At 63.5% G+C, this 21,305-nt stretch carries 21 protein-coding genes; 3 read left to right on the top strand and 18 right to left on the bottom strand.

Going from position 1 to position 21,305, the window contains the following annotated elements; all coding sequences use genetic code 11:
• Positions 1-4 precede the first annotated feature (4 nt).
• Complete coding sequence (locus ACYVB7_RS13075; protein WP_460508368.1) at positions 5-661, bottom strand: ABC transporter ATP-binding protein; 657 nt, start codon at positions 659-661, stop codon at positions 5-7.
• 175 nt (positions 662-836) lie between these two features.
• Between ACYVB7_RS13075 and ACYVB7_RS13070 the strand changes: the two genes are divergently transcribed.
• The 3 genes from ACYVB7_RS13070 (at position 837) to ACYVB7_RS13060 (ending at position 3,907) form a co-directional block, all read left to right on the top strand.
• Positions 837-1,409, top strand: coding sequence for an arylesterase (locus ACYVB7_RS13070; RefSeq protein WP_460508308.1), 573 nt, complete (start codon positions 837-839; stop codon positions 1,407-1,409).
• 13 nt (positions 1,410-1,422) lie between these two features.
• Positions 1,423-2,511 carry a tRNA 2-selenouridine(34) synthase MnmH gene (gene mnmH, locus ACYVB7_RS13065; RefSeq protein ID WP_460508306.1) on the top strand — a complete coding sequence of 363 codons (1,089 nt, stop codon included), beginning with the start codon at positions 1,423-1,425 and terminating at the stop codon, positions 2,509-2,511.
• Between the two features lie 238 nt (positions 2,512-2,749).
• Positions 2,750-3,907: a right-handed parallel beta-helix repeat-containing protein gene (locus ACYVB7_RS13060; protein ID WP_460508304.1), complete on the top strand. Its 1,158-nt coding sequence runs from the start codon at positions 2,750-2,752 to the stop codon at positions 3,905-3,907.
• 3 nt (positions 3,908-3,910) lie between these two features.
• Here the strand turns inward: ACYVB7_RS13060 and ACYVB7_RS13055 are convergent, their stop codons facing one another.
• The 17 genes from ACYVB7_RS13055 to rlmN form a co-directional block, all read right to left on the bottom strand.
• Positions 3,911-5,173, bottom strand: a complete 1,263-nt coding sequence (locus tag ACYVB7_RS13055) for a PLP-dependent aminotransferase family protein (protein WP_460508302.1) — start codon at positions 5,171-5,173, stop codon at positions 3,911-3,913.
• Positions 5,173-5,697, bottom strand: a complete 525-nt coding sequence (locus tag ACYVB7_RS13050) for a phosphoribosyltransferase (RefSeq protein ID WP_460508300.1) — start codon at positions 5,695-5,697, stop codon at positions 5,173-5,175. The genes ACYVB7_RS13055 and ACYVB7_RS13050 overlap by 1 nt, the downstream gene beginning before the upstream one ends.
• 90 nt (positions 5,698-5,787) lie before the next feature.
• The gene (locus tag ACYVB7_RS13045; protein ID WP_460508297.1) at positions 5,788-7,194 is read right to left on the bottom strand and encodes an adenylosuccinate synthetase; all 1,407 of its coding nucleotides are present in this window, start codon (positions 7,192-7,194) and stop codon (positions 5,788-5,790) included.
• A 19-nt stretch (positions 7,195-7,213) separates the two neighbouring features.
• Positions 7,214-8,383 carry an ATP phosphoribosyltransferase regulatory subunit gene (locus ACYVB7_RS13040; protein ID WP_460508295.1) on the bottom strand — a complete coding sequence of 390 codons (1,170 nt, stop codon included), beginning with the start codon at positions 8,381-8,383 and terminating at the stop codon, positions 7,214-7,216.
• Positions 8,384-8,454: 71 nt separating this feature from the next.
• Positions 8,455-8,637 (bottom strand): DUF2065 domain-containing protein, encoded by a 183-nt coding sequence (locus ACYVB7_RS13035; protein ID WP_460508292.1) that lies wholly within the window; start codon positions 8,635-8,637, stop codon positions 8,455-8,457.
• A 19-nt stretch (positions 8,638-8,656) separates the two neighbouring features.
• Positions 8,657-9,571 (bottom strand): protease modulator HflC, encoded by a 915-nt coding sequence (gene hflC, locus ACYVB7_RS13030; protein WP_460508290.1) that lies wholly within the window; start codon positions 9,569-9,571, stop codon positions 8,657-8,659.
• Positions 9,572-9,607: 36 nt separating this feature from the next.
• Entirely contained in the window at positions 9,608-10,924 is a 1,317-nt protein-coding gene (hflK, locus tag ACYVB7_RS13025; protein ID WP_460508288.1) for a protease modulator HflK, read from the bottom strand.
• A gap of 108 nt (positions 10,925-11,032) precedes the next feature.
• Positions 11,033-12,172 (bottom strand): HflX GTPase family protein, encoded by a 1,140-nt coding sequence (hflX, locus tag ACYVB7_RS13020; protein WP_460508286.1) that lies wholly within the window; start codon positions 12,170-12,172, stop codon positions 11,033-11,035.
• Positions 12,173-12,259: 87 nt separating this feature from the next.
• A complete protein-coding gene (gene hfq / locus ACYVB7_RS13015; protein ID WP_460508366.1) occupies positions 12,260-12,526 on the bottom strand; it encodes an RNA chaperone Hfq in 267 nt (88 codons plus the stop codon).
• 56 nt (positions 12,527-12,582) lie between these two features.
• Complete coding sequence (gene der / locus ACYVB7_RS13010) at positions 12,583-13,920, bottom strand: ribosome biogenesis GTPase Der (protein WP_460508284.1); 1,338 nt, start codon at positions 13,918-13,920, stop codon at positions 12,583-12,585.
• Between the two features lie 31 nt (positions 13,921-13,951).
• Positions 13,952-15,079, bottom strand: a complete 1,128-nt coding sequence (gene bamB, locus ACYVB7_RS13005; protein ID WP_460508282.1) for an outer membrane protein assembly factor BamB — start codon at positions 15,077-15,079, stop codon at positions 13,952-13,954.
• A 19-nt stretch (positions 15,080-15,098) separates the two neighbouring features.
• The gene (locus ACYVB7_RS13000; RefSeq protein ID WP_460508280.1) at positions 15,099-15,758 is read right to left on the bottom strand and encodes a YfgM family protein; all 660 of its coding nucleotides are present in this window, start codon (positions 15,756-15,758) and stop codon (positions 15,099-15,101) included.
• A gap of 79 nt (positions 15,759-15,837) precedes the next feature.
• Complete coding sequence (hisS, locus tag ACYVB7_RS12995) at positions 15,838-17,124, bottom strand: histidine--tRNA ligase (protein WP_460508278.1); 1,287 nt, start codon at positions 17,122-17,124, stop codon at positions 15,838-15,840.
• A gap of 27 nt (positions 17,125-17,151) precedes the next feature.
• Positions 17,152-18,384 carry a flavodoxin-dependent (E)-4-hydroxy-3-methylbut-2-enyl-diphosphate synthase gene (ispG, locus tag ACYVB7_RS12990; protein ID WP_460508364.1) on the bottom strand — a complete coding sequence of 411 codons (1,233 nt, stop codon included), beginning with the start codon at positions 18,382-18,384 and terminating at the stop codon, positions 17,152-17,154.
• 61 nt (positions 18,385-18,445) lie between these two features.
• Entirely contained in the window at positions 18,446-19,357 is a 912-nt protein-coding gene (locus tag ACYVB7_RS12985; protein WP_460508276.1) for a helix-turn-helix domain-containing protein, read from the bottom strand.
• Positions 19,350-20,159, bottom strand: a complete 810-nt coding sequence (gene pilW, locus ACYVB7_RS12980; protein ID WP_460508273.1) for a type IV pilus biogenesis/stability protein PilW — start codon at positions 20,157-20,159, stop codon at positions 19,350-19,352. The genes ACYVB7_RS12985 and pilW overlap by 8 nt, the downstream gene beginning before the upstream one ends.
• Positions 20,156-21,304, bottom strand: coding sequence for a 23S rRNA (adenine(2503)-C(2))-methyltransferase RlmN (rlmN, locus tag ACYVB7_RS12975; protein WP_460508270.1), 1,149 nt, complete (start codon positions 21,302-21,304; stop codon positions 20,156-20,158). Before rlmN ends, pilW begins: the two co-directional genes overlap by 4 nt.
• Between the last annotated feature and the right edge of the window lies 1 nt (position 21,305).

Here is a 21,305-nt window from a genome sequence, read left to right as displayed (position 1 = left end):
GGGATTATCCCGCCACCTGCCCCGCATCGATGGTGATGCGCCGCTCGCACTGCGCGGCCAGCCCCCGGTCGTGGGTGACCAACACCAGGGTGGTGCCCTGCTCCCGGTTGAGGTCGAACATCAGCCGCATGATGGTTTCGCCGGTGGCGAAGTCCAGGCTGCCGGTGGGTTCGTCGGCCAGCAGCACCGCGGGCTGCAGCACGAAGGCGCGGGCCAGTGCCACGCGCTGCTGCTCGCCGCCGGACAGCACGCGGGGGTAATGCCCCAGGCGGCTGCCCAGGCCCACGCGCTGCAGCATGTCGGTGGCTGCGGCCCGGGCGTCGCGGCGGTTGGCCAGTTCCAGCGGCAGCATCACGTTTTCCAGTGCCGTGAGCCCCCCCATGAGCTGGAAGCTCTGGAACACAAACCCCACCTTTTGCGCCCGCAGCGCGGCGCGTTGGTCTTCGTCCAGGGCGAACAAATCCTGGCCATCCAGCCGCACCGTGCCCTGGGTGGGGGTGTCCAGCCCCGCCATGATGGACAGCAGCGTGCTTTTGCCCGAGCCCGAGGCCCCCACAATGGCCACCGTCTGCCCCTGGTTCAGGGTGAAACTCACATCGCGCAAAATAGCCAGCGTGCCGGTGGAGTCCTCCACCCGCTTGCTCACCCCTTCCACGGCCATCACCACCGCAGAAGTGCCAGCCCCTGCGGGTGCGCTTGCGCGGTTTGCCGATTCTTTCGCCACTTGGTTCATGCACCACCATCCGTTGTTCAAACCCAGCACACGCAGGCACTGGCTGCGGCACTGTAACGTTGTTGTGTGGTCTGTGCTGGCCTTGGGGGCGGCCCACGCGGCCATGCCCCCCTTGTCACCCAAGGTGTTGGTGGTGGGCGACTCCCTCAGCGCCGAGTACGGCCTGCCCCGCGGCAGCGGCTGGGTGGCCTTGCTGGAGCAGAAGCTGGCGGCTGAGAAGCTGCCGCACCAGGTGGTCAATGCCAGCGTCAGCGGCGACACCACAGCGGGCGGGCGCACTCGCCTGCCTGCCCTGCTGGCCAAACACCAGCCCAGCCATGTGGTGATTGAGCTGGGCGGCAACGACGCGCTGCGGGGCCTGCCCCTGTCCATGACCGAAGCCAACCTGACCGCCATGGTGAAGGCGTCGCAGGCGGCAGGGGCCCGGGTCACGTTGGTGGGCATGCAAGTGCCCCCCAACTACGGCCCCGCCTACACCCGCGACTTTGCCGACCTGTTCGTCAAAGTCTCCAAGGCCCAGCGCACGGCGCTGGTGCCCTTTTTGCTGAAAAATGTGGCCGACGCCCCCGATGCCGCCAGCCTCTTCCAGGCCGACCGCATCCACCCCAGCGCCGCGGCCCACCCGCGGCTGCTGGCCAACGTGTGGCCCGTGCTTCAACCGCAGCTCAAGCCCTGACGCCCTCCCCTCCATGAGTTTCCACACCCTGCCCGCTTCCGAGGCCTTGACGCGGCTGGCCGATTTCGACCACGTCATTGACGCCCGCACCGAAGACGAACACGCGCTGGACCACCTGCCCGGGGCCCTCAACTGGCCCACGCTGAACAACGAGGAGCGCGTGACCATCGGCACGATGTACAAGCAGGTCAACGCCTTCGAAGCCAAGAAGCGCGGTGCCGCCCTGGCCGCCCGCAACATCGCAGCCCACATCGAGCGCGAGGTGCTGGACAAACCCAAGGGCTGGAAACCGTTGGTGTACTGCTGGCGCGGCGGCAACCGCAGCGGGGCGCTGGCCACCATCCTCAGCGCCATCGGGTTTCAAGTCACCCTGATCGAAGGCGGCTACAAGGCGTGGCGCGCCGCGCTGGTGGCCGACCTGCCGCGGGTGGTGGACCGGCTGAGCTTTCGCGTGGTCTGTGGCCCCACCGGCAGCGGCAAGACCCGGCTGCTGCAAGCCCTGCAACAGGCGGGTGCCCAGGTGTTGGACTTGGAGGCCCTGGCCAGCCACCGCAGTTCGGTGCTGGGGCACATTCCCGGTCAGCCCCAGCCCAGCCAGAAGCGTTTTGAATCGCTGATCTGGGAAACCTTGTCACCCCTCAAGCCCGATCAGCCGGTGTTTGTGGAATGCGAAAGCAAGAAGGTGGGCAACCTGCGGGTGCCCGACGCGCTGATCGACCGCATGCGCGCCAGCCCCTGCATGGACCTGCAGTTGCCCGACCCCGAGCGCGTGGCCCTGCTGCTGGAAGACTACGCCCACTTTGTGGCCGACCCCGAGTTGTTTTGCGAACGCTTGGCGGTGCTGACCGAACACCGGGGCCGTGCCACCGTGGCCGAATGGCAGGCCCTGGTGCGCCAGGGCCGTTCGGCCGACGTGGTACAAAAGTTGCTTGAGCTGCATTACGATCCGGCCTACCACCAGTCCATGCTGCGCAACTTCAGCCAGTTCGAGCAGGCACAGGTGTGTGTGTTGACGGATCGGTCGGTCGCCACATTGGAAGCAGCCGTGGCCGCGCTCAGGGATCGTGAGCAGCGCTTTCCACCTGCTCCGATGACGTCGTGATGAAGCTGTCATGTTGAGCCTGCGTCTTGTTTCCACTTGTTTGATGGCGTGTGTCGCTGCGCTGTGGAGCGCAGTGCCCGTGGTGGCGCAAACCCCTTGCCCGGGTGTTTGTGTCAGTTTCTCGACGGCCAGCAGTGTGCCCCTGTCCCCTGCGGCCATGGGGGCATTGGCACTCTTGGTTGCTGCGCTGGGTTACGTGACCCAGCGCCGACGCGACGGAGCCACCGCAGCTTTGTGGATGTTCGCCCTGATGGGGTGGGCGCTGACCACCGACATTCGCCAGGCTGTGGCCACACAGACGTACACCGTCACGCTGGCATCGGGGGGCTACGCCACGGTGGCCCTGCCAGCAGGTTATGTCGGGCCGGTCGATGTACAGAACAACACCGGCGCGCCCGCGACAGTGACGGCTGTTGTTGTTGCATCCGGTTTCTCGGTGGCCTCTGGCACCACCCTCCAGGTGGGGAGCGTGGTTCCCGCTGGCGGCCTGATCAGCGGCGGCGTTGTGGTGACCGATGCCGCGCCCCCCTTGCCTGCCGGCAACGGGGGTGGTGGCGCAGCCTTGCTGATTGATGTTACCAAGTCAGGCCAGACCGTGGGGCCCTGGACCATCGATGCCACTGGGCAACCTTATGGCGTCAAGATCGAGGGGGCTCACGATGTTGTTCTTGATGGGGTGACCGTTCGCAACGCCCAGACTGCGGGCATTCAGGTGCGAGGTTCCGCACGGGTGACGATCCGCAATTGCATCATCGAAACGATGGACACCTCTGGCATCCAGATCAGCAACGCAGCTTCATCCACCGACATCACCATTGAGGGGTGCACCATTCGCTCGGTGAAACGCGATGGCATTCTGGTCGCGGTCAATGACCTCGGCGGCGTTCACCACCAGAATGTGGTGATCCGGCGCAATCGAATCAGTGACGCGGGACAGGACTTGTCTTGGCCCGGTCACTACCACGGCATCTACATGCAAAGCACGGGCTACACCATTGAGTCCAATTTGATTTATGACGTTCACGACGGCAGTGGCATTTCCACACGGGCGGGCGGAATGGTGCGCAACAACACCGTTTTGCGCACCGGCAAGCATGGTATTTCCTACTATGCCGATCACGACAGCACCGGTGCGCTGGAATGGACCGTTCAAGACAACCGCGTCTGGGCCAGCGGCCTCAACACGTTGACGAGCAGCAACCATGGCATTCTTGTGATCGACTTTCCGGTCAACAGCCTCACGTGGATCACCCACGCCACCATCACCGGCAACCTAGTCCACGCCCCGGCCGCCGGAAGCGCTCCTGACATCTGGTTGCCCGCTGGTTTTGCCGCTGACGTGAGTGGCAACACCCTGCTCACCAGCTCCCCGCCAGAAACCATGCCAACGCCCTGATCTTCAACGATCAGGACGCGGGGTTGACGGCTGCATTCCATTCAGGCTGTGGCACAGGTCGTTTTGAAGGTCTTGCACGTTTTCCAAACCCACTGCAAACCGCACCAGACCACCGACATGGGGCCAGGGCTGTTGGCGCATGCTGGGCACGTCGTAGGGCGCGCACAGGCTGATGGGGCCTGCCCAGCTCCAGCCCAGCTTGAACAGGCGCAGGCGGTCGCAGAAGGCGTCGATCTGGGCCTGGGTGTACTGCGGCTGGAACACCACGCTGAACAGGCAGCCTGCCGCGGTGGCGTCACGCGCCCAGGTGGCGTGGCCGGGGGAACCGGGCAGCGCCGGGTGCAGCACGGCGGCCACCTCGGGGCGGGTTTGCATCCATTGCGCCAGCTGGCGGGTGGCCGTGTCTTGCGCTTGGTAGCGCAAGGCGATGGTTTGCAAGCCTCGCAGCACCAGTTCTGCGTCGTTGCCCGCCACGCCGTGGCCCATGCGCATGTGGGTCAACAGCAGGGCCCTGTGCAAGGCCGGGTGGCGGGTGACCACCGAACCCATGAGCACATCTGCACCGCCACTGGGGTATTTGGTGAGGGCCTGCATCACGATGTCGACGCCCTGCCCTTGTCCAGGTGCTCCGCCCACGTCAAAACCGCAGAAGGCAATGCCCGCACCCCAGGTGTTGTCCAGCGCGGTGAGGATGGGCCGGTCGCCACGGCCCTGCGCCGCATTGGCCTGACGCACCACCTGCACCAGGGCGGGCAGGTCGGGGAATTCAAGCGTGATGGAGCCCGGCGCTTCCAACCACACCAACCGGGTGGCGGGTGTGAGGCGGCGGGCCAAGTCCGCCGGGTCCATGGCGTTGTAGTAGCGGGGGGTGATGCCCCACCCTTTCAGTTCCCCCTCGGCCAGGGCCTTGTTGGGGCCGTAGGCGTTGTCGGGGATGAGCAACTCGTCGCCCTGGCGCAAAAAGGCCATGTCCACCAGGCCCACGGCGGCCAGGCCGCTGGGCACCAGCAGGCAGTGGTGGCCGCCCTCCAGGGTGGCAATGCGTTCTTCCAGCGTGTAGGTGGTGGGCGTGCCGTGCAGCCCGTAGGTGTAGCCGGACTTGTCCATCCACTGCCGGTGGCGCAGTTCGGCCACATTGCCGAAAAACACCGTGGACGCCTTGTGCACCCCAGGGGCCACCGCCTCGAAGCCCGCTGGGGGCTGGTAGGGGTGGTGGATGAGCTGGGTGGACAGGCTGGCCGGGGCAGCGGGATGGCGGTCCGGCATCAGAGCTTCCACTTCTCCAGCAGCGCGGCCGGACGCATGGCGTCGTAGCCTTCGAACGGCTGATGGATCCAGGGGTTGGAGGGCAGGAATTCCACCGAGTAGTCGGGCTCGAAGGTGGACACGCCCTTGGTCCAGATCACGGCAGAGCGCAGCTCGGTGATGGGGGCGTAGCGGTTTTTCAGGGTGTCCACCACCGCGCGCAGGGTGTGGCCGGTGTCGGCCAGGTCGTCGACCAGCAGCACACGGCCCGCAATTTCGCCCTTGGGAGTGGTGATGTAGCGGGCAATGTCCAGGTGGCCTTGCACGGTGCCGGCATCGGCACGGTACGAGCTGGTGGACATGATGGCCAGGGGCTTGTCGAAAATGCGCGACAGGATGTCGCCCGGGCGCAAGCCGCCACGGGCCAGGCACAGGATGGTGTCGAACTCCCACCCCGACTGGTACACCTTGAGCGCCAGTTTTTCGATGAGGTTGTGGTACTCGCCGTAGGACACGTAGAGGTGCTTGCCGTCTTCAGTCAACATGCGGATTACTCCTGAAAATGTAGCTGCCTACGCTTGTATATAAAGCGCTAGATGCCAATTTGATGGATGAATTTACTGCCCAGACGGCATTCACGCTTCGTAGGGGTGCTGGATCAGGATGGTGTGGTCCCGGTCCGGGCTGGTGGACACCATGTGGATGGGCACGCCCGTGGTCTCTTCAATGCGCTTGAGGTAGTGCTGTGCAGCGGCAGGCAGCTTGGCAAACTCGGTCACCCCCACGGTGCTGTCGGTCCAGCCGGGAATGGTTTCGTAGATGGGCTGGCAGCGGGCGATCTCGTCGGCCCCCATGGGCAGGATGTCGATGGCTTCGCCATCCAGCATGTAGCCGGTGCACAGCATCAGTTCGGGCAGGCCATCCAACACGTCCAGCTTGGTGATGCACAGACCCGACAGGCCGTTGACCTGCGCGCTGCGCTTGAGCAGCGCAGCGTCGAACCAGCCACAACGGCGCGAACGCCCGGTGGTCACCCCCTTCTCGGCGCCCACCGTGCTCATGTGGTAGCCGGGGGTGCCTTCCTTTTCCCAGTCCAGCTCGGTGGGGAACGGGCCGCCGCCCACGCGGGTGCAGTAGGCCTTGGTGATGCCCAGCACATAGTGCAGCAGGCCTGGGCCCACACCGGCACCGGCGGCGGCGTTGCCGGCCACGCAGTTGCTGGAGGTCACAAACGGATAGGTGCCATGGTCCACGTCCAGCAGCGTGCCCTGGGCACCTTCGAACAGCAGGTTGCCACCGCGCACATGCTCGGCGTTGAGTTCGCGGGACACGTCGGCAATCATGGGCTTGAGCAGCTCGGCCTGGGCCATGGCCTGGGACAGCACGGCAGCCTCTTGCACCTGACCGTTGACCACAAAGGTGGACAGGGGTTGGTCCTTGAGCCAGGGCATGGCGCTCCAGTCCACCTGATCGGCCCCCAACGCGGCCAATTGGGCGTTGTAGTAGGCCAGCAGTTCGCGCAGCTTGGTGGTGAAACGCTCGGGGTACTTCAGGTCTTGCACGCGCAGGGCACGGCGGGCCACCTTGTCTTCGTAGGCGGGGCCGATGCCACGGCCGGTGGTGCCGATCTTGGCGGTGCCGGCCTTTTCCTTGGCAGCCTCGCGGGCCACGTCCAGTGCGGCGTGGAAGGGCAGGATCAAGGGGCAGCCTTCGCTCACGCGCAGGCGCGAGCGAAGCTCCACCCCGGCCGATTCCAGCCCGGCAATTTCTTCGAACAACTTGCCCACCGCCAGCACCACGCCGTTGCCGATGTAGCACTTGACCCCGGGCCGCATGATGCCGCTGGGGATGAGGTGCAGCGCGGTTTTCTTGCCGTTGATGACCAGCGTGTGCCCGGCGTTGTGCCCGCCTTGGAAACGCACCACCCCGGTGGCGGTTTCGGTGAGCCAGTCCACCAGCTTGCCCTTGCCTTCGTCACCCCACTGGGTGCCGACCACGACCACGTTGCGGCCGGGCACCGGCGCAAAAGTTTTGTTCATCATTTGGATTGAGAGCGTAGGTTCAGGGGTTGGGGATGGCTTCGACCACCCATTGGCCGTCTTGCAAGGACAGGCGGCGATCGCATTGGAACTCGTTGACTTCGTGCTCGTGCCCGGGCAGCACGCACACCACGGTTTCGCCCCGCGCACGCAGGTAAGCGATGGCATGGCGCAGGCCGGGTTCTTCGCCCCAGGGGGCCAGCACGGCGGGGCGCAGCGGCTGGGGTTGCACCGCCTGCACCAGTTCTTTGACGTCGAGGCTGAAGCCCACCGCCGGGCGTTCGCGCCCGAACACGGCACCGACGGCGTCGTAGCGCCCGCCGCGAACCAGCTCGCGCACGGGTTCACCATCGGTGCCGCCTGCAAACATGGCAAAACGCACGCCGGTGTAGTAGGCATAACCACGCAGGTCAGCCAGGTCAAATGTGAGGTTGACGCCGTCCATGCGCTGGGCAAGCCAACGCAAATTTTGCAGCGATGAAGCAATGACTGGCGTGTGTGGAAGGCATTTTTCTGCCTCATCCAACACGGCCACATCACCAAACAGCTCGGGCAGGCGGCTCAAGCCCCCGGCCACATCGGCGGGCAGGCCTTTGAGCAGTCCACGCAGCGCAGACTGGTCTTTGACCGCCAGTGCAGCATGGATGTCGGCCAACTGGGTGGGCAGCAGTGCATGACCGGCCAGCAAGCCGTCGATCAGGCGCACGTCCGACAGGTCCAGCGTGGGTTGAACCACCCCCGCGGCCTGCAGGCTGGTGCGGGCCAACTCCAAAATTTCCAGGTCGGCTTCCAGACCGGCGTGGCCGTACAGCTCGGCCCCGAATTGCAGGGGTTCCCGCGTGGCCTGGGGCCGGGCAGAACGGGTGTGCACCACCGGGCCGCAGTAACACAGGCGGGCAATGCCTTGGCGGTTGAGCAGGTGGGCGTCGATGCGGGCCACCTGCGGCGTGCTGTCGGCCCGCAAGCCCAGGGTGCGCCCTGAGAACTGGTCCACCAGCTTGAAGGTTTGCAGGTCCAAGGCTTCACCGGTGCCGGTGAGCAGGGACTCCAGGTGCTCCAGCAGGGGTGGCATCACCAACTCGTAGCCATAGCGACGGGCGGTGTCCAGCAGGTCCCTGCGGAGTTCTTCGATGTGCCGGGCCTCGGAAGGCAAGGCGTCGGCAATGTGATCCGGGAGAACCCAGGCAGACATGTGAAATGACGAGCGCTGTTAAAACGCAGATTTTACCGGGCTGTGTCACCCGTTCGGCTGACAGCCGGTTTTCAGTCGAGCCACCACAAGGCGGCCAGCCCAAAAAGCACGCAGCACAACCCCATGAACCGAAGCTGACCGTCGGTCAACGACAACACCGACTGGATGGTGCGCCGCCAGCCACCCGGCGAGATGAAGGGCCCCAGGCCTTCAAACACCAGCAGCAGCGCGAGCGCAGACCAAAAAACGTCCATGCGACGCTCCCGTCCGAACTCAGTGCCCGCGCTTGGCAGGTTCTGAGCTGCCTCCCAGTGCGCTGCTTCGCATGGCTTTGAAGAATTCGGAGGACGGGTCCAGCACCATGACGTCGGACTTGCTGGCGAAGGTGGCCTTGTAGGCGTCCAGGCTGCGGTAGAACTGGGCAAACGCGGGGTCGCGCCCAAAGGCCTCGGCGTACACCCGAGAGGCTTCGGCATCGCCCTCGCCCTTCACTTTCTGGGCCTCGCGGTAGGCGTTGGCCAGGGTCACCTCACGCTGGCGGTCGGCCGAGGCGCGGATTTGTTCGCCATCGGCAGCCCCGCTGGAGCGGAGCTGGTTGGCCACCTGGGCACGCTCAGCTTCCATGCGGCGGTACACCGATTCGGTGATGGTCTCGGCGTAGTCGATGCGGTTGATGCGCACATCCACCACGTCCATGCCCCAAGGCTTTTCGGCGCCTTTGACGGCCAGCAGCACCTGCTCCTTGACGGAGGTCATCAGTTCGTCGCGCTTGACCGACAGCAGCTCTTTCACTGTGAGCTTGTTGACCTCTTGTTGGAAGGCGTTGCGAACCACACGCGTCAGTTGCAAGGCTCCGGCGCGCTCGTCCAGCCCCACGTTGCGGATGTAGGCCGAAGGCTCTGACACACGCCAGCGCACATACCAGTCAATGACCACGCGCTGCTTTTCGGCCGTCAGCATGGGCTCGGTGTCCGAACTGTCCAGCGTGAGCAGACGCTTGTCGATGTAGCTGACGTTCTGGAAAGGCGGCGGGAGTTTCCAGTTCAAGCCCGGCTCCACCACCACCTTGTTGATCTGACCCAGCTGATAGACGATGCCGTATTGGCGCTGGTCCACCACAAACAGGGAAGACCCCAGCACACCCAACGCCACGATCACGACGGCACCAATGAAACCCAGTCTGTTCATGAAAGTTTGTCCTCTGCGGTTGATTCGGGGGTGGGTTCAGCGGGTGTCGCGGTCACGCGAACGGTCGGCAGCGCGGCTGCGGCTGTTGGCGGGGACTGCCGTCGACGGGCTGGAGGATGACGCCCCGGACGGCGACGAGGCAGCAGCCGAGGGCGGCACATCACTGCCTGCGGCGGCGGAGGCGGCCGACATCTGCATGATTTTGTCCAGCGGCAAATGCAGCAGGTTGCTGCCCGAGCGGGAGTCCACCAGCACCTTGGTCACGTTGCTGTAGATCTGCTGCATGGTCTCGGCGTACATGCGTTCGCGGGTGACCTGAGGGGCCTTCTGGTACTCGGCCAGCACGGCCTTGAAGCGTTCAGCATCACCGCGCGCCTGGGCCACGATGCGGGAGCGGTAACCCTCCGCTTCCTCACGCAGCCGTGACGCGGCCCCCTCGGCGCGGGGGACCACGTCGTTGGAGTAGGCCTGAGCTTCGTTCTTGATGCGCTCGCGCTCCTGTCCGGCCTTGAGCACATCGTCAAACGCAGCCTGCACCTGCTCGGGCGGGCGCACCCCACCCTGCTGCATGTTGACCGCCACCACTTCAATGCCCACGTTGTAGCGGTCCAGGATGGTCTGCATCAGCGTGCGAACGCGTGGCGCAATCTGGTCACGGTCTTCCGCCAACGCGGCATCCATCTTCATCTTGCCCACCACTTCACGCACGGCGGTTTCGGCGGCTTTGATGACGGCGGCGTCGGGGTCACGGCTTTCGAACAGGTACGCCCGGGCATCGCTCAGCCGGTACTGAACCGCGAACTTGATTTCGACGATGTTTTCGTCTTCGGTCAGCATGGCCGATTCGCGCAGGCCCGTCGCCCGAACGATGCTGTCACGCCCCACGTCCACCGAGCGGATCTGGGTGGCAAACACCAGTTCATGTCGTTGAATGGGATAAGGCAAACGCCAGTTGAAACCAGCGCCCACGGTGGAGTGGTAGCGACCAAACTGCGTGATGACGCCCTGCTGGCCTTCCTGCACGATGAAAAACCCTGTGCTGGCCCAGAACAGAAGGGCCACACCGGCCACCAGTCCTGCGCCAATGCCCGCGCTTTTGGGGTTGGGGTTGAAACCACCGTTGCCGTTGCCCCCTCCCTTTCCCCGTCCACCGCGGCCGAACATGCCGCCCAGCTTCTGGTTGAAGTCACGCCACAGTTCGTCCAGGTCGGGGGGGCCTGGGTTGCCGGTGGGCCGCTGAGGACGTTGACCCTCCTGGCCTCGGGTGTCGTCTGGACGCGATTCAGGGCGGGGCGTGCCACCTTCCCCCTCGGATTCACCACGACCCCAGCGAGGGTCATTGAGGTTGAACATCCGGGAACCGGCCGTGCGCCATTTCGCAAAGGTTCGCATAGCGTTGAATGTCATCGTCGATGGGCTGATGTGGGGGTGGAAGATGGGCTCGGGGCCCACGAGATTCGTTCAATTATCGGTGTCAGAAGCTGCAAACCTGGGGTCAACCGGGAGATTGGAAGAATCGTCTGATTTTTGCGCATTCACGCGTGACGCCAGCGCCAAACGCAACTCGGTCAGACCTTCACCGCTGTGTGCGCTGACGAACAGCCGGGGCACTTCCCGGCCTTGCAGTTCCATGCTGTCGGCCAGGACATGCGGCCTTCGGTCGTCCGGCAGTGCGTCGATCTTGTTGAACACCAAGATCTGGGGGACGTCGGCAGCACCAATCTCTTCCAGCACCCGAAGCACTTCCTGAATCTGCTCCGGATGGTTGGGGTTGGAGGCGTCCACCACGTGCAGCAACAGGTCGGCATCCACCGATTCTTGCAACGTGGCCGAAAACGCATTGACCAGGTTGTGTGGCAAGTCGCGAATGAAGCCCACCGTGTCCGACAGCGACACCGACACACCGGCCTCGCCCAGGTACATCTGCCGCGTGGTGGTGTCCAAGGTGGCAAACAGCTGGTCAGCCGCATAGGCGCGGGCCTTGACCAAGGCATTGAACAGTGAAGACTTGCCAGCGTTGGTGTAGCCCACCAGCGACACGTTGAATGCTTGGCGGCGCTCCCGTTGGCGGCGCTGGGTGGAGCGTTGCTTCTTGACCTTGTCCAAGCGCTCGCGGGTGCGTTTGATGGCGTCGGACAGCATGCGGCGGTCCAACTCGATCTGGGTTTCTCCTGGGCCACCGCGATGCCCAACCCCACCGCGTTGCCGCTCCAGGTGGGACCAACGCCGCACCAGTCGGGTGGACAGGTACTGCATGCGGGCCAGTTCCACTTGCAGTTTGCCCTCGTGGCTGCGCGCACGCTGGGCAAAAATTTCCAAAATGAGCAGGGTGCGGTCGTTCACCGCCACGCCCATGTAGCGCTCCAGGTTGCGCTGCTGGGCAGGGCTCAGGGCTTGGTCAAACAACACCTCGGTGGCACCGGTGGCGGCCACGAGACAGCGAATTTCCTCGGCCTTGCCGGAGCCCACAAACAAGGCCGGGTCGGGGGCCCTGCGTTTGCACGTCACCCGTTCGGCCACCACAAAGCCTGCGGTCTGGGCCAGCAAGCCCAACTCTTCCAGCGCGTGGTCGAAATGGGGCTCACCAAAATCAACGCCCACCAGGACAACGCCGGGTGGGCGGTTTGAATCAACGATTGAGTTCAATGTGGGGGCAGACTGCCCTGCACACAGGGCAAATGAAAACGATCAGTGGCCTGCGGCGTCGTCAGGCGACACGCTGAATTGCACCGGGCGGCCCGGCACGATGGTGGAGATGGCATGCTTGTAAACCATCTGGGTGACGGTGTTGCGCAGCAGGACCACGTACTGGTCGAACGACTCGATTTGCCCTTGCAATTTGATGCCGTTGACCAGGTAAATGGACACCGGCACATGTTCGCGTCGGAGCTGGTTCAGAAAAGGGTCTTGCAGAAGTTGGCCTTTGTTGTTGCTCACGATATGTTCCGTGTTCAGAAAGTTAAGGGAAGACAACCATACCACAGCCCTCGGGTCTACCCGAGGGCCGCGTCTCATTCCTGATCTTTGAAGGGGTTGTGAGACGTCTTGAATTCAATGCGCAATGGCGTGCCCACCAGATCAAAGGCCTTGCGAAAACGCCCTTCCAGGTAACGCTTGTACGAATCGGACACATGTTCCAGCGAGTTGCCATGGATCACGACGACCGGCGGGTTCATGCCGCCTTGGTGTGCATAACGCATTTTGGGGCGGTACATGCCCGACTTCTGAGGCTGCTGAAATTGCAAGGCTTCTTGCAGCAACCGGGTCAGCACGGGCGTGGTCATCTTGCGGTTGGCCGCCGCATGGGCTTGGGCAATGGACTTCCACAGCGGCGCCAACCCCTGGCGCTTCTTGGCCGAAATGAGATGCAGTGCGGCAAACTTCATGAATGCCAAGCGCTGCTCCACCGAGCGCTCGACCAGCTGCCGTTGGTACTCGTCCACGGCATCCCATTTGTTGATGGCCAGCACCACAGCCCGCCCTGACTCCAGGATGTAGCCGGCGATGTGGGCATCCTGCTCGGTCACCCCCTGGGTGGCATCGAGCAGCAGCAACACCACATGGGCGTTTTCGATGGCTTGCAGCGTCTTGACCACCGAGAACTTTTCGATGGCCTCAAACACCTTGCCCTTGCGACGCAGGCCCGCCGTGTCGATCAGCTCAAACTTGTGGCCATCGCGTTCAAAGGGGACGGAGATGGCATCCCGCGTGGTGCCGGGCATGTCGAAGGCCACCAGGCGCTCTTCGCCCAGCCAGGCGTTGATGAGGGTGCTTTTGCCCACATTGGGGCGCCCTGCCACCGCCATGCGGATGACACCGGATTCCTCCGCCTCTTCGTCATCCTCGGGTGGAGGGGGCAGCAACTCCAGGGCCGCTTCGGTGAGGGAGCGAACGCCCTGGCCGTGCGAAGCGGAAATGGGCAACACCTCACCCAACCCCAATTCAAAGAACTCCACCAGCTTGGTGCCGTCCTGCATGCCTTCGGCCTTGTTGGCCACCAGCAGACAAGGCTTGCCCAGCCGACGCAGGTACTGGGCAATTTCGTGGTCTTGGGCGCTGACCCCGCCGCGCGCGTCCACCACAAACAGCACCACGTCCGCTTCGGCAACGGCCTGGCGAGTCTGCTTGGCCATTTCCCGGTAGATGCTGCCCTCGCCCGCATCGGGCTCAAACCCCCCAGTGTCGATGACGATGAACTCTCGGGGGCCCAGACGGCCATTGCCGTAGTGGCGATCACGGGTCAGGCCCGCAAAATCGGCCACGATGGCGTCACGCGATTTGGTGAGGCGGTTGAACAACGTCGATTTGCCCACATTGGGCCGACCGACCAAAGCCAGTACAGGTTTCACAAAAAAATCCAGTTGGCGTGACGACTTCCGCTCACTGCGGACGCCACGCGACGAGGTTGCCCGATCGGGTCAGGGCCAGCAAGGTGTCTCCCACGAGCACGGGGGCGCTCAACACCGCGGATCCATCGGTGGGCAGGCGAGCCAAGAACGACCCGTCTTCACGGGACAGCACATGGATGAAGCCTTGCGAATCCCCCACCACCACCGAGCGGCCCAACAACAGCGGAGCCCCGAGGCCCCGGTAGAGCAGCTTGTCTTGGGTCCAGACCAGCTCGCCTTTGCTGCGCGACCAAGCTTGAACACGGCCGCTGGAATCGGAGCCGTACACATGGCGCTCATCCCCGGACAGACCGGTGCGGCCATCGGAGTTCTGGCGCCAGATCAGCGCCCCGCGAGCCGCATCCACACACGCCACAGCGGCTTGGAATGCTCGCACGCACACATCGTTGCCCTGGCGGAAGGCGGGGCCCACCAAATCCACCATGCGTTCCACATCGTTGCCTCCGCGGGGCGACGCGATGTTCACATCCCAACGAACGCTTCCGCTGCTGGGGTTCAGTCCCACCAAACGCCCGCCCAGCCCCACCACCAGCGTGTCCCCCACCGCCAGCAACACGCCTGGGTGACGCAACACCAGGGGCTCGCCGGAGCGGGTTTGGCTCCACAGGCGGATGCCGGTGTTGCCGTCAAAGGCCGCAACCGTGCGGTCCGCCGTCAACACGAACACCCGTTGTCCAGCCACCAGCGGCGCGGTGTGACTGGATGCCGACAGGCGCTGACGCCAGACTTCCTGCCCGTTGACCACAGCCACCAAGTCATTGCGCTCGGTGATGGCCGCAGCCATGTGGCCGTCAAAGCCCACACCAGCCGTGACCGCTCCGCCGACATGGGTGCGCCACACATCGGCCCCCGTGCCCGTTTGAATCACGGCCACCGTGCCATTGCCTCCTGCCACGGCCAACCGGTCACCGGCGGCGGTCAGCGACAAGGCCGTGTTGGAGCCCCCCACAGGGTTCACCCACACCTGCTTGGCCGAAATCAACGGCACCACAGGGGTCAGTTCAGCCGGTTTGGGCTTGTTACCGCTTGACGAACACGATGCCAAAAATGCAGCAGAAACAATAGCAAACAATGTACGTCTAATAAGCGGTGGAAGCATTTTTTAGCCTTTTATTGACTCACTTCGTTTGAGGCGTGGAAACATCCACACCCAACGCGTTCAGCTTGACTTCCACCAAACGACGGTACTCGGTCCGCTCGTCCATCAGCCCATGGGCCTTCTGGTAGGCCGCACGGGCTTCTGCGGTCTGACCTTTGGCCAGGAACACGTCCCCCTGGCGGTCTGCCGCCAGTGCTGCGAACTCAGCGGAAATTCCCTCGGACAGCCATTTGGCGGCCACGTCGGGCTCTTTCTTTTCAAGGGCCAAGCCCGCCAAGCGCAGCCGCGCAATGGATTGGAGCCCCTCATCAGACGAAGCCGTTGCAGCCCATTCCAATGCCGCACGCGCTTTGTCAACATCGCCAGCGGCAAACTGCCCCCGAGCCGCCAACAGCGCACCTTGTTGTGCATAAACAGTGCGACCAAACCGGTTCTGCAAATCCGTCATTGAGAGCTGGATGCGCTCGGGCTGACGTTCAGCAACGGCTCGGTCCAGTTCGTCATACAAAGCCGAAGCCCCCATGGCCTGCCGGTTTTGCCAATATTGCCAACCGTTCCAGGCGGTGATGCCCCCCATGACGACGATGGCCACCCCGGTGATGAGGTTGCCGTAGCGTTTCCAGAAGTGCTTGATCTGCTCAAGCTGTTCCTGTTCTTCAAGGTCGAAAGTGTTGGCCATGCGAAGGTCGATGAAATGAAGCGGTGGATTCTAGGCCAGCACGGGGCAAGCCTTTGTGGAGGGCAAGGACTGAGGACGGTCAACCACGCAACTGCGCAGCCCATTGGGCCACTTCGGCCAGCGGGCAGGTCCGTTGGCCCGCTTCGGGGCCTTCTCGCAAGGGTTTGACCGTGACCTGTCCTGCGGCCAGCTCGTCGTCACCGAACACCAGGGCATACCTTGCGCCGCTGGCGTCAGCCTTCTTGAACTGCGACTTCATGCTGCCCTGCCCTTCTGCGCCTGCGGTGTGCATCAGCACGCTCACCCCTTGCGCACGCAAGGCGCGCAGGGTCTGGCTGACCACCGGCCATGCGGCCGCTGAGGGCACCACCGCATACGCGTCCACGGACGGCACGGGGGGCAGCAAGGCGTCGGCCTTGAGCAACTCCAGGATGCGCTCCATGCCCAGCGCCCAGCCCACGGCGGGCGCGGGTTTGCCGCCCACCTGGCCAATGAGGCCGTCATAGCGCCCCCCGGCACACACCGTGCCCTGGGAGCCCAGACGGTCGGTCACGAATTCGAAAACCGACAGGTTGTAATAGTCCATGCCGCGCACCAGCCGAGGGTTGACGGTGTACTCAATCCCATTGGCCTCCAGCATGCGACGCAAGCCATCGAAGTGGGCCAGCGACTCTGCGCCCAAGAGGTCCATCAGTCGAGGGGCGGCATTCACCAGCTCCTGCATGGCCGGGTTCTTGGTGTCCAGGATGCGCAGCGGATTGCTGTGCAGCCGACGGCGGGCGTCCTCGTCCAGCAGATCGGTGTGGGCGCTGAGGTACTCGATCAGCGCCTGGCGGTGCTGCAAACGCTCGGACGGTTGCCCCAGGCTGTTGATTTCCAGTCGAATGCCCTGCAATCCCAGTCGGCGCCACAGGTCGCAGGCCATGAGGATCAACTCAGCGTCCACGTCAGGCCCTGCAAAGCCCAGGGCCTCGGCGCCAAATTGGTGGAACTGCCGATAGCGCCCGCGCTGGGGCTTTTCGTGACGGAACATGGGGCCCATGTAGTACAGCCGCTTGCCACCGCCATACAACAGCGAATGCTCCGTGACGGCCCGAACCACCCCGGCGGTGTTCTCAGGTCGCAGCGTCAGCTGCTCACCATTGAGCCGGTCTTCAAAGGAGTACATCTCCTTTTCAACGATGTCGGTCACCTCGCCCAGCCCGCGGACAAACAGCGCCGTGGGCTCGACGATGGGCGTGCGCAGGTTCTGGTAGCCGTACAGCGCCATCAGCTCGCGCAATTGTTCTTCCAGCCACTCCCAGGCGGCCGATTCGCCGGGGAGGATGTCGTTCATGCCTTTGACGGCCGTGATTTTTTCTGCCATGAATTGCTCAGCGGAAGTTGGACGGGCTCAGGCACGGGCCTGATTGCCAAACCGTTGTTGGATGTATTGCTCGACCACCTGTTGAAACTCGGTGGCAATGTGTTCGCCGCGCAGCGTCATGCGCTTTTCGCCGTCGATGTAGACAGGGGCAGCGGGCGCTTCGCCCGTGCCGGGCAGGCTGATGCCGATGTCGGCATGTTTGCTTTCACCGGGGCCGTTGACGATGCATCCCATGACCGCGACTTTGAGCCCCTCCACGCCCGGATACTGACTGCGCCAGACGGGCATGGAGCTGCGCAAATAGTCGTCAATCTGCTTGGCGAGTTCCTGAAAGGTGGTGCTGGTGGTGCGGCCACAGCCCGGACATGCGGTGACACTGGGCACAAAACTGCGCAAACCCAGCGCCTGCAGGATTTCTGAGGCAACCACCACCTCTTGGGTGCGGGCTTCACCTGGTTCGGGCGTGAGCGACACCCGAATGGTGTCGCCAATGCCCTGCTGGAGCAGCACCGACAAGGCCGCGGCAGACGCCACCGTGCCCTTGGTGCCCATGCCGGCCTCAGTCAACCCCAGGTGCAAGGCATAACGACAACGCTGGGACAGGCCCTGGTACACAGCGATCAGGTCTTGGACCCCACTGACCTTGCAGGACAGGATGACTTGAACGGCAGGTAAGCCGATGCTCACCGCCTGGTCGGCGGACTCCAGCGCTGAGGTGATGAGTGCTTCATACATCACCTGCCGGGCATCCCACGGGGTGGTGCGGCGGGTGTTGTCATCCATCATGCGCGCCAGGACTTCCTGATCCAGGCTGCCCCAATTGACCCCGATGCGCACGGCTTTGTCCAACCGGGCGGCGGTTTCGATCATGGATGCAAACTGGCGGTCACGCTTGTCGCCCTTGCCGACATTGCCCGGGTTGATTCGGTACTTGGACAAGGCTTCGGCGCACGCCGGGTGGTCTTGCAACAGCTTGTGCCCGTTGTAGTGAAAGTCCCCCACCAAGGGCACCGAAATGCCCATGCGATCCAACTGGTCGCGGATGTGGGGAACGGCAGCGGCGGCTTCGTCGTTGTTGACGGTGATGCGCACCATTTCCGACCCCGCCAGGGCCAAGGCTTTGACCTGGACGGCTGTGTCAATGACCTGGGCCGTGTCGGTGTTGGTCATGGACTGGATGCGCACCGGCGCATCCCCCCCCACGGTCACGACATGACCACCCCAGCGCACCTGTGCCTGATGGGTTGGCGCACGGACCATTCGAGGCAGAGCCACTGGGGCGCGTTCAATCGTCATGGGTTCAGACATCGTCAACCTGCAATCAGCGCGCCTGGAAACGGGCCACGTTGTTTCGGGTGAACTCGGTCATGTCCTTGGGCTGACCGTTGATGGTCACGTCGACCCCAGAGGCGTTGCCAACCACCACGGTGTAACTGGTGGCATCGTCAAAATCGAGCACTTCACCTGCGGGCACCACCTTTTGAAGCCGCAGCTTGCCATTGGCATCCGTGACCTCAATCCAGGACGGGGCCTTCAACACCATGTGCAAGCGGGCTCCCGTACCGACCAATGCTCCAGAGGCAACCGCAGGTGCAGTTGGAGATGCCACAACAGGCAGGGGTTTCTCTGCGGTTGGCGGCTCCACCCCGGGCTTCACGGCAGCCGCGACGGAAGCGTGGTGGGTCGGATCCCCTTCACTGGGCTGCGATGCAACCGCATTCCCCGACCCTGCGGCAGGTGGCTGAACCAGGGGCTCTGCCGTGGTGGCGGCCAACACAGGGACTTCGGCTCCGGACGATGTCGAGGCTGCGTCACCATGCCAAACCAGCAGGCCCTGGGGCAACGCATAAACCACGGCGGCCAGCAGCAAAATGGCGGCAACCGTCCACAGAACAGGGCTGTGCATGGGTTGCTGGCCGATGCTGGCAGAGGCTTGTGGTGCACGTCCCAATCCCACGGGAATGTCCAACGCGTCGGACCTTGTGGTGGGCAAACCCGCCAGAACTGCGGCGGGGTCCATGCGCAAATGACGGGCCACGCTGGAGGCCAGTGCCCGGGCAAAGGTGGCATCGGTCAGTTCGTCCCAGCGGTCCCCTTCCAGGGCCTCCAGCTTGCGCACAGGCACTTTCAGCGCGGCCGCCAGTGCCACGATGTGCAAACCCGCTGCTTCCCGGGCGGCACGAATCAGCTGACCGGACGTGGGTTGGCCGATGGTGGTGGTGTCTTCACTCATTGAATGCCCCGCGCTCATAGGCCTGGAGTTCTTTGGATTTTGGGTACCGCAGTCGCAGCTGTTCTCCCAACTGACGTACCCCCAACTGATTGCCCAACCGTTGTTCCACACGAATGCCCAACCACAACGTCTCCGCGTTGGCCAGCAGACCGGAATTCAAGCGATGCAAGTGAAATTGCGCCCGGGAGTAATCCCCTCGACGGTACAAAACCTGGGCCAGGTTGTAACTGACCACTGGATTCGCAGGGTCAAGTTCGAACGCCCGGGCGAGTGTCTTTTCCGCGCTCGCGGAGTCCCCTGAACGGGCTTGGCACACGCCCTGCGCCATCAAGGTTTTGCCCATGCCGTTGTAGCCCGGCACGGCCAGGGCTTGCCCAAAATAGCGATCACCTTCTGCATATTCCTTGAGCTGGCAATGAAGCCAACCCAGGTTGTGCGCGGCATCGGCATCCCGGGGATTCAGCCCCACGGCGCGCCCCAGGCTTTCTTTGGCCAAACCCCATTCGCCCAGCTGCATGTAGGTCAGCCCGCGCAAATTGAATGCTGGTGCATAGGTGGGATCAATGGCCAAGGCCTGTTTGATCTCGTCCAGCGCCACCGTGGTCTTGCCTTGCTCAAAATAGCCACTGGCCAACTCGGTGCGAATGCGTGCCCGCTTGCGCAACTCCGGCTCATCGGATTCTGTGACCAAGTCCGCACCAGTGGATCCACCCACAGGTGCTTGCCGTGGAGCGGCACAACCCGACGCAACCACAAGAAGCCCCACCAGGGACGCCAAAGTCAACCAACGGCCATTGATCATGCATTCACCTTCGGTTGAACCCAATGAATGGGCTTGGCCACGTCTCCCCGCAGGGCGGTCATTCGCTCATGGACCCCGGTTCGGTCACGCACATCGCCCGCGAGCTGACCGCATGCGGCATCGATGTCGTCACCTCGGGTCTTCCGAACCGTGGTGACAAAGCCCGCATCACTCAACCGTTTGGCAAATGAGGTCACGGCTTCTTTGTCGGAACAGCGCAACCCGGAGTCGGGAAAGGGGTTGAACGGGATCAGGTTGATTTTGCTGTTGAATCCGTGGGCACGTTCGTTCAAAAGCAGTTGGATCAGTTCATCGGCATGTTGCGACTGGTCGTTCACGCCGTCGAGCATGCAGTATTCAAACGTCAGAAAGTCTCGGGGTGCATGCGGCAGATACGCACGGCACGCGGTCATCAACTCGGCCAAGGGGTACTTGCGGTTCAACGGCACCAGAGAGTCACGCAGCTCGTCATTGGGGGCGTGAAGAGACACCGCCAATGCCACCGGACAGTCGTTGGCCAAGCGCTCCATCATGGGAACCACGCCCGACGTGGACACCGTGACACGACGACGGGACAGGCCATACCCGTGGTCGTCCAACATCACTTTCAGAGCAGGCACCAGCGCCGAGTAATTCTGCAGGGGTTCACCCATGCCCATCATCACCACGTTGGTGATGACACGCTCCGTGGTGCCGAAACGTTGCCGAAGAAAGTGCTCGGCAAACCAGAGTTGCGCCAGGATTTCGCCCGTGGTGAGGTTGCGGCTGAACCCTTGATGTCCAGTGGAACAGAACCGACAGCCCACCGCACAACCCGCCTGAGACGACACGCACAAGGTGCCACGGTCGGCCTCGGGGATGAACACGGTTTCCACCGCGTTGCCCTGCCCCACATCAAACAACCATTTGATGGTCCCGTCGGATGAGTCCTGACGAGACAGCACGGGCAATGCAGTCACCACCGCCGAGGTGGCCAACTTGTCTCGAAGAGATTTGGCGAGATCGGTCATCTGGTCGAACCGATCCTGCCCTTTTTGATGAATCCAGCGAAACAGCTGGACGGCGCGGAAGCGCTTTTCGCCCAGCCTTTCGCAAAAGGCGGTCAACCCCGGCAGATCGAAGTCAAGCAGGTTGACCGCAGCCATC

The organism is Hydrogenophaga soli (assembly GCF_054777695.1).
Note: the sequence above shows the minus strand (reverse complement) of the source record. Positions and strands in the feature narration are given on the sequence as shown.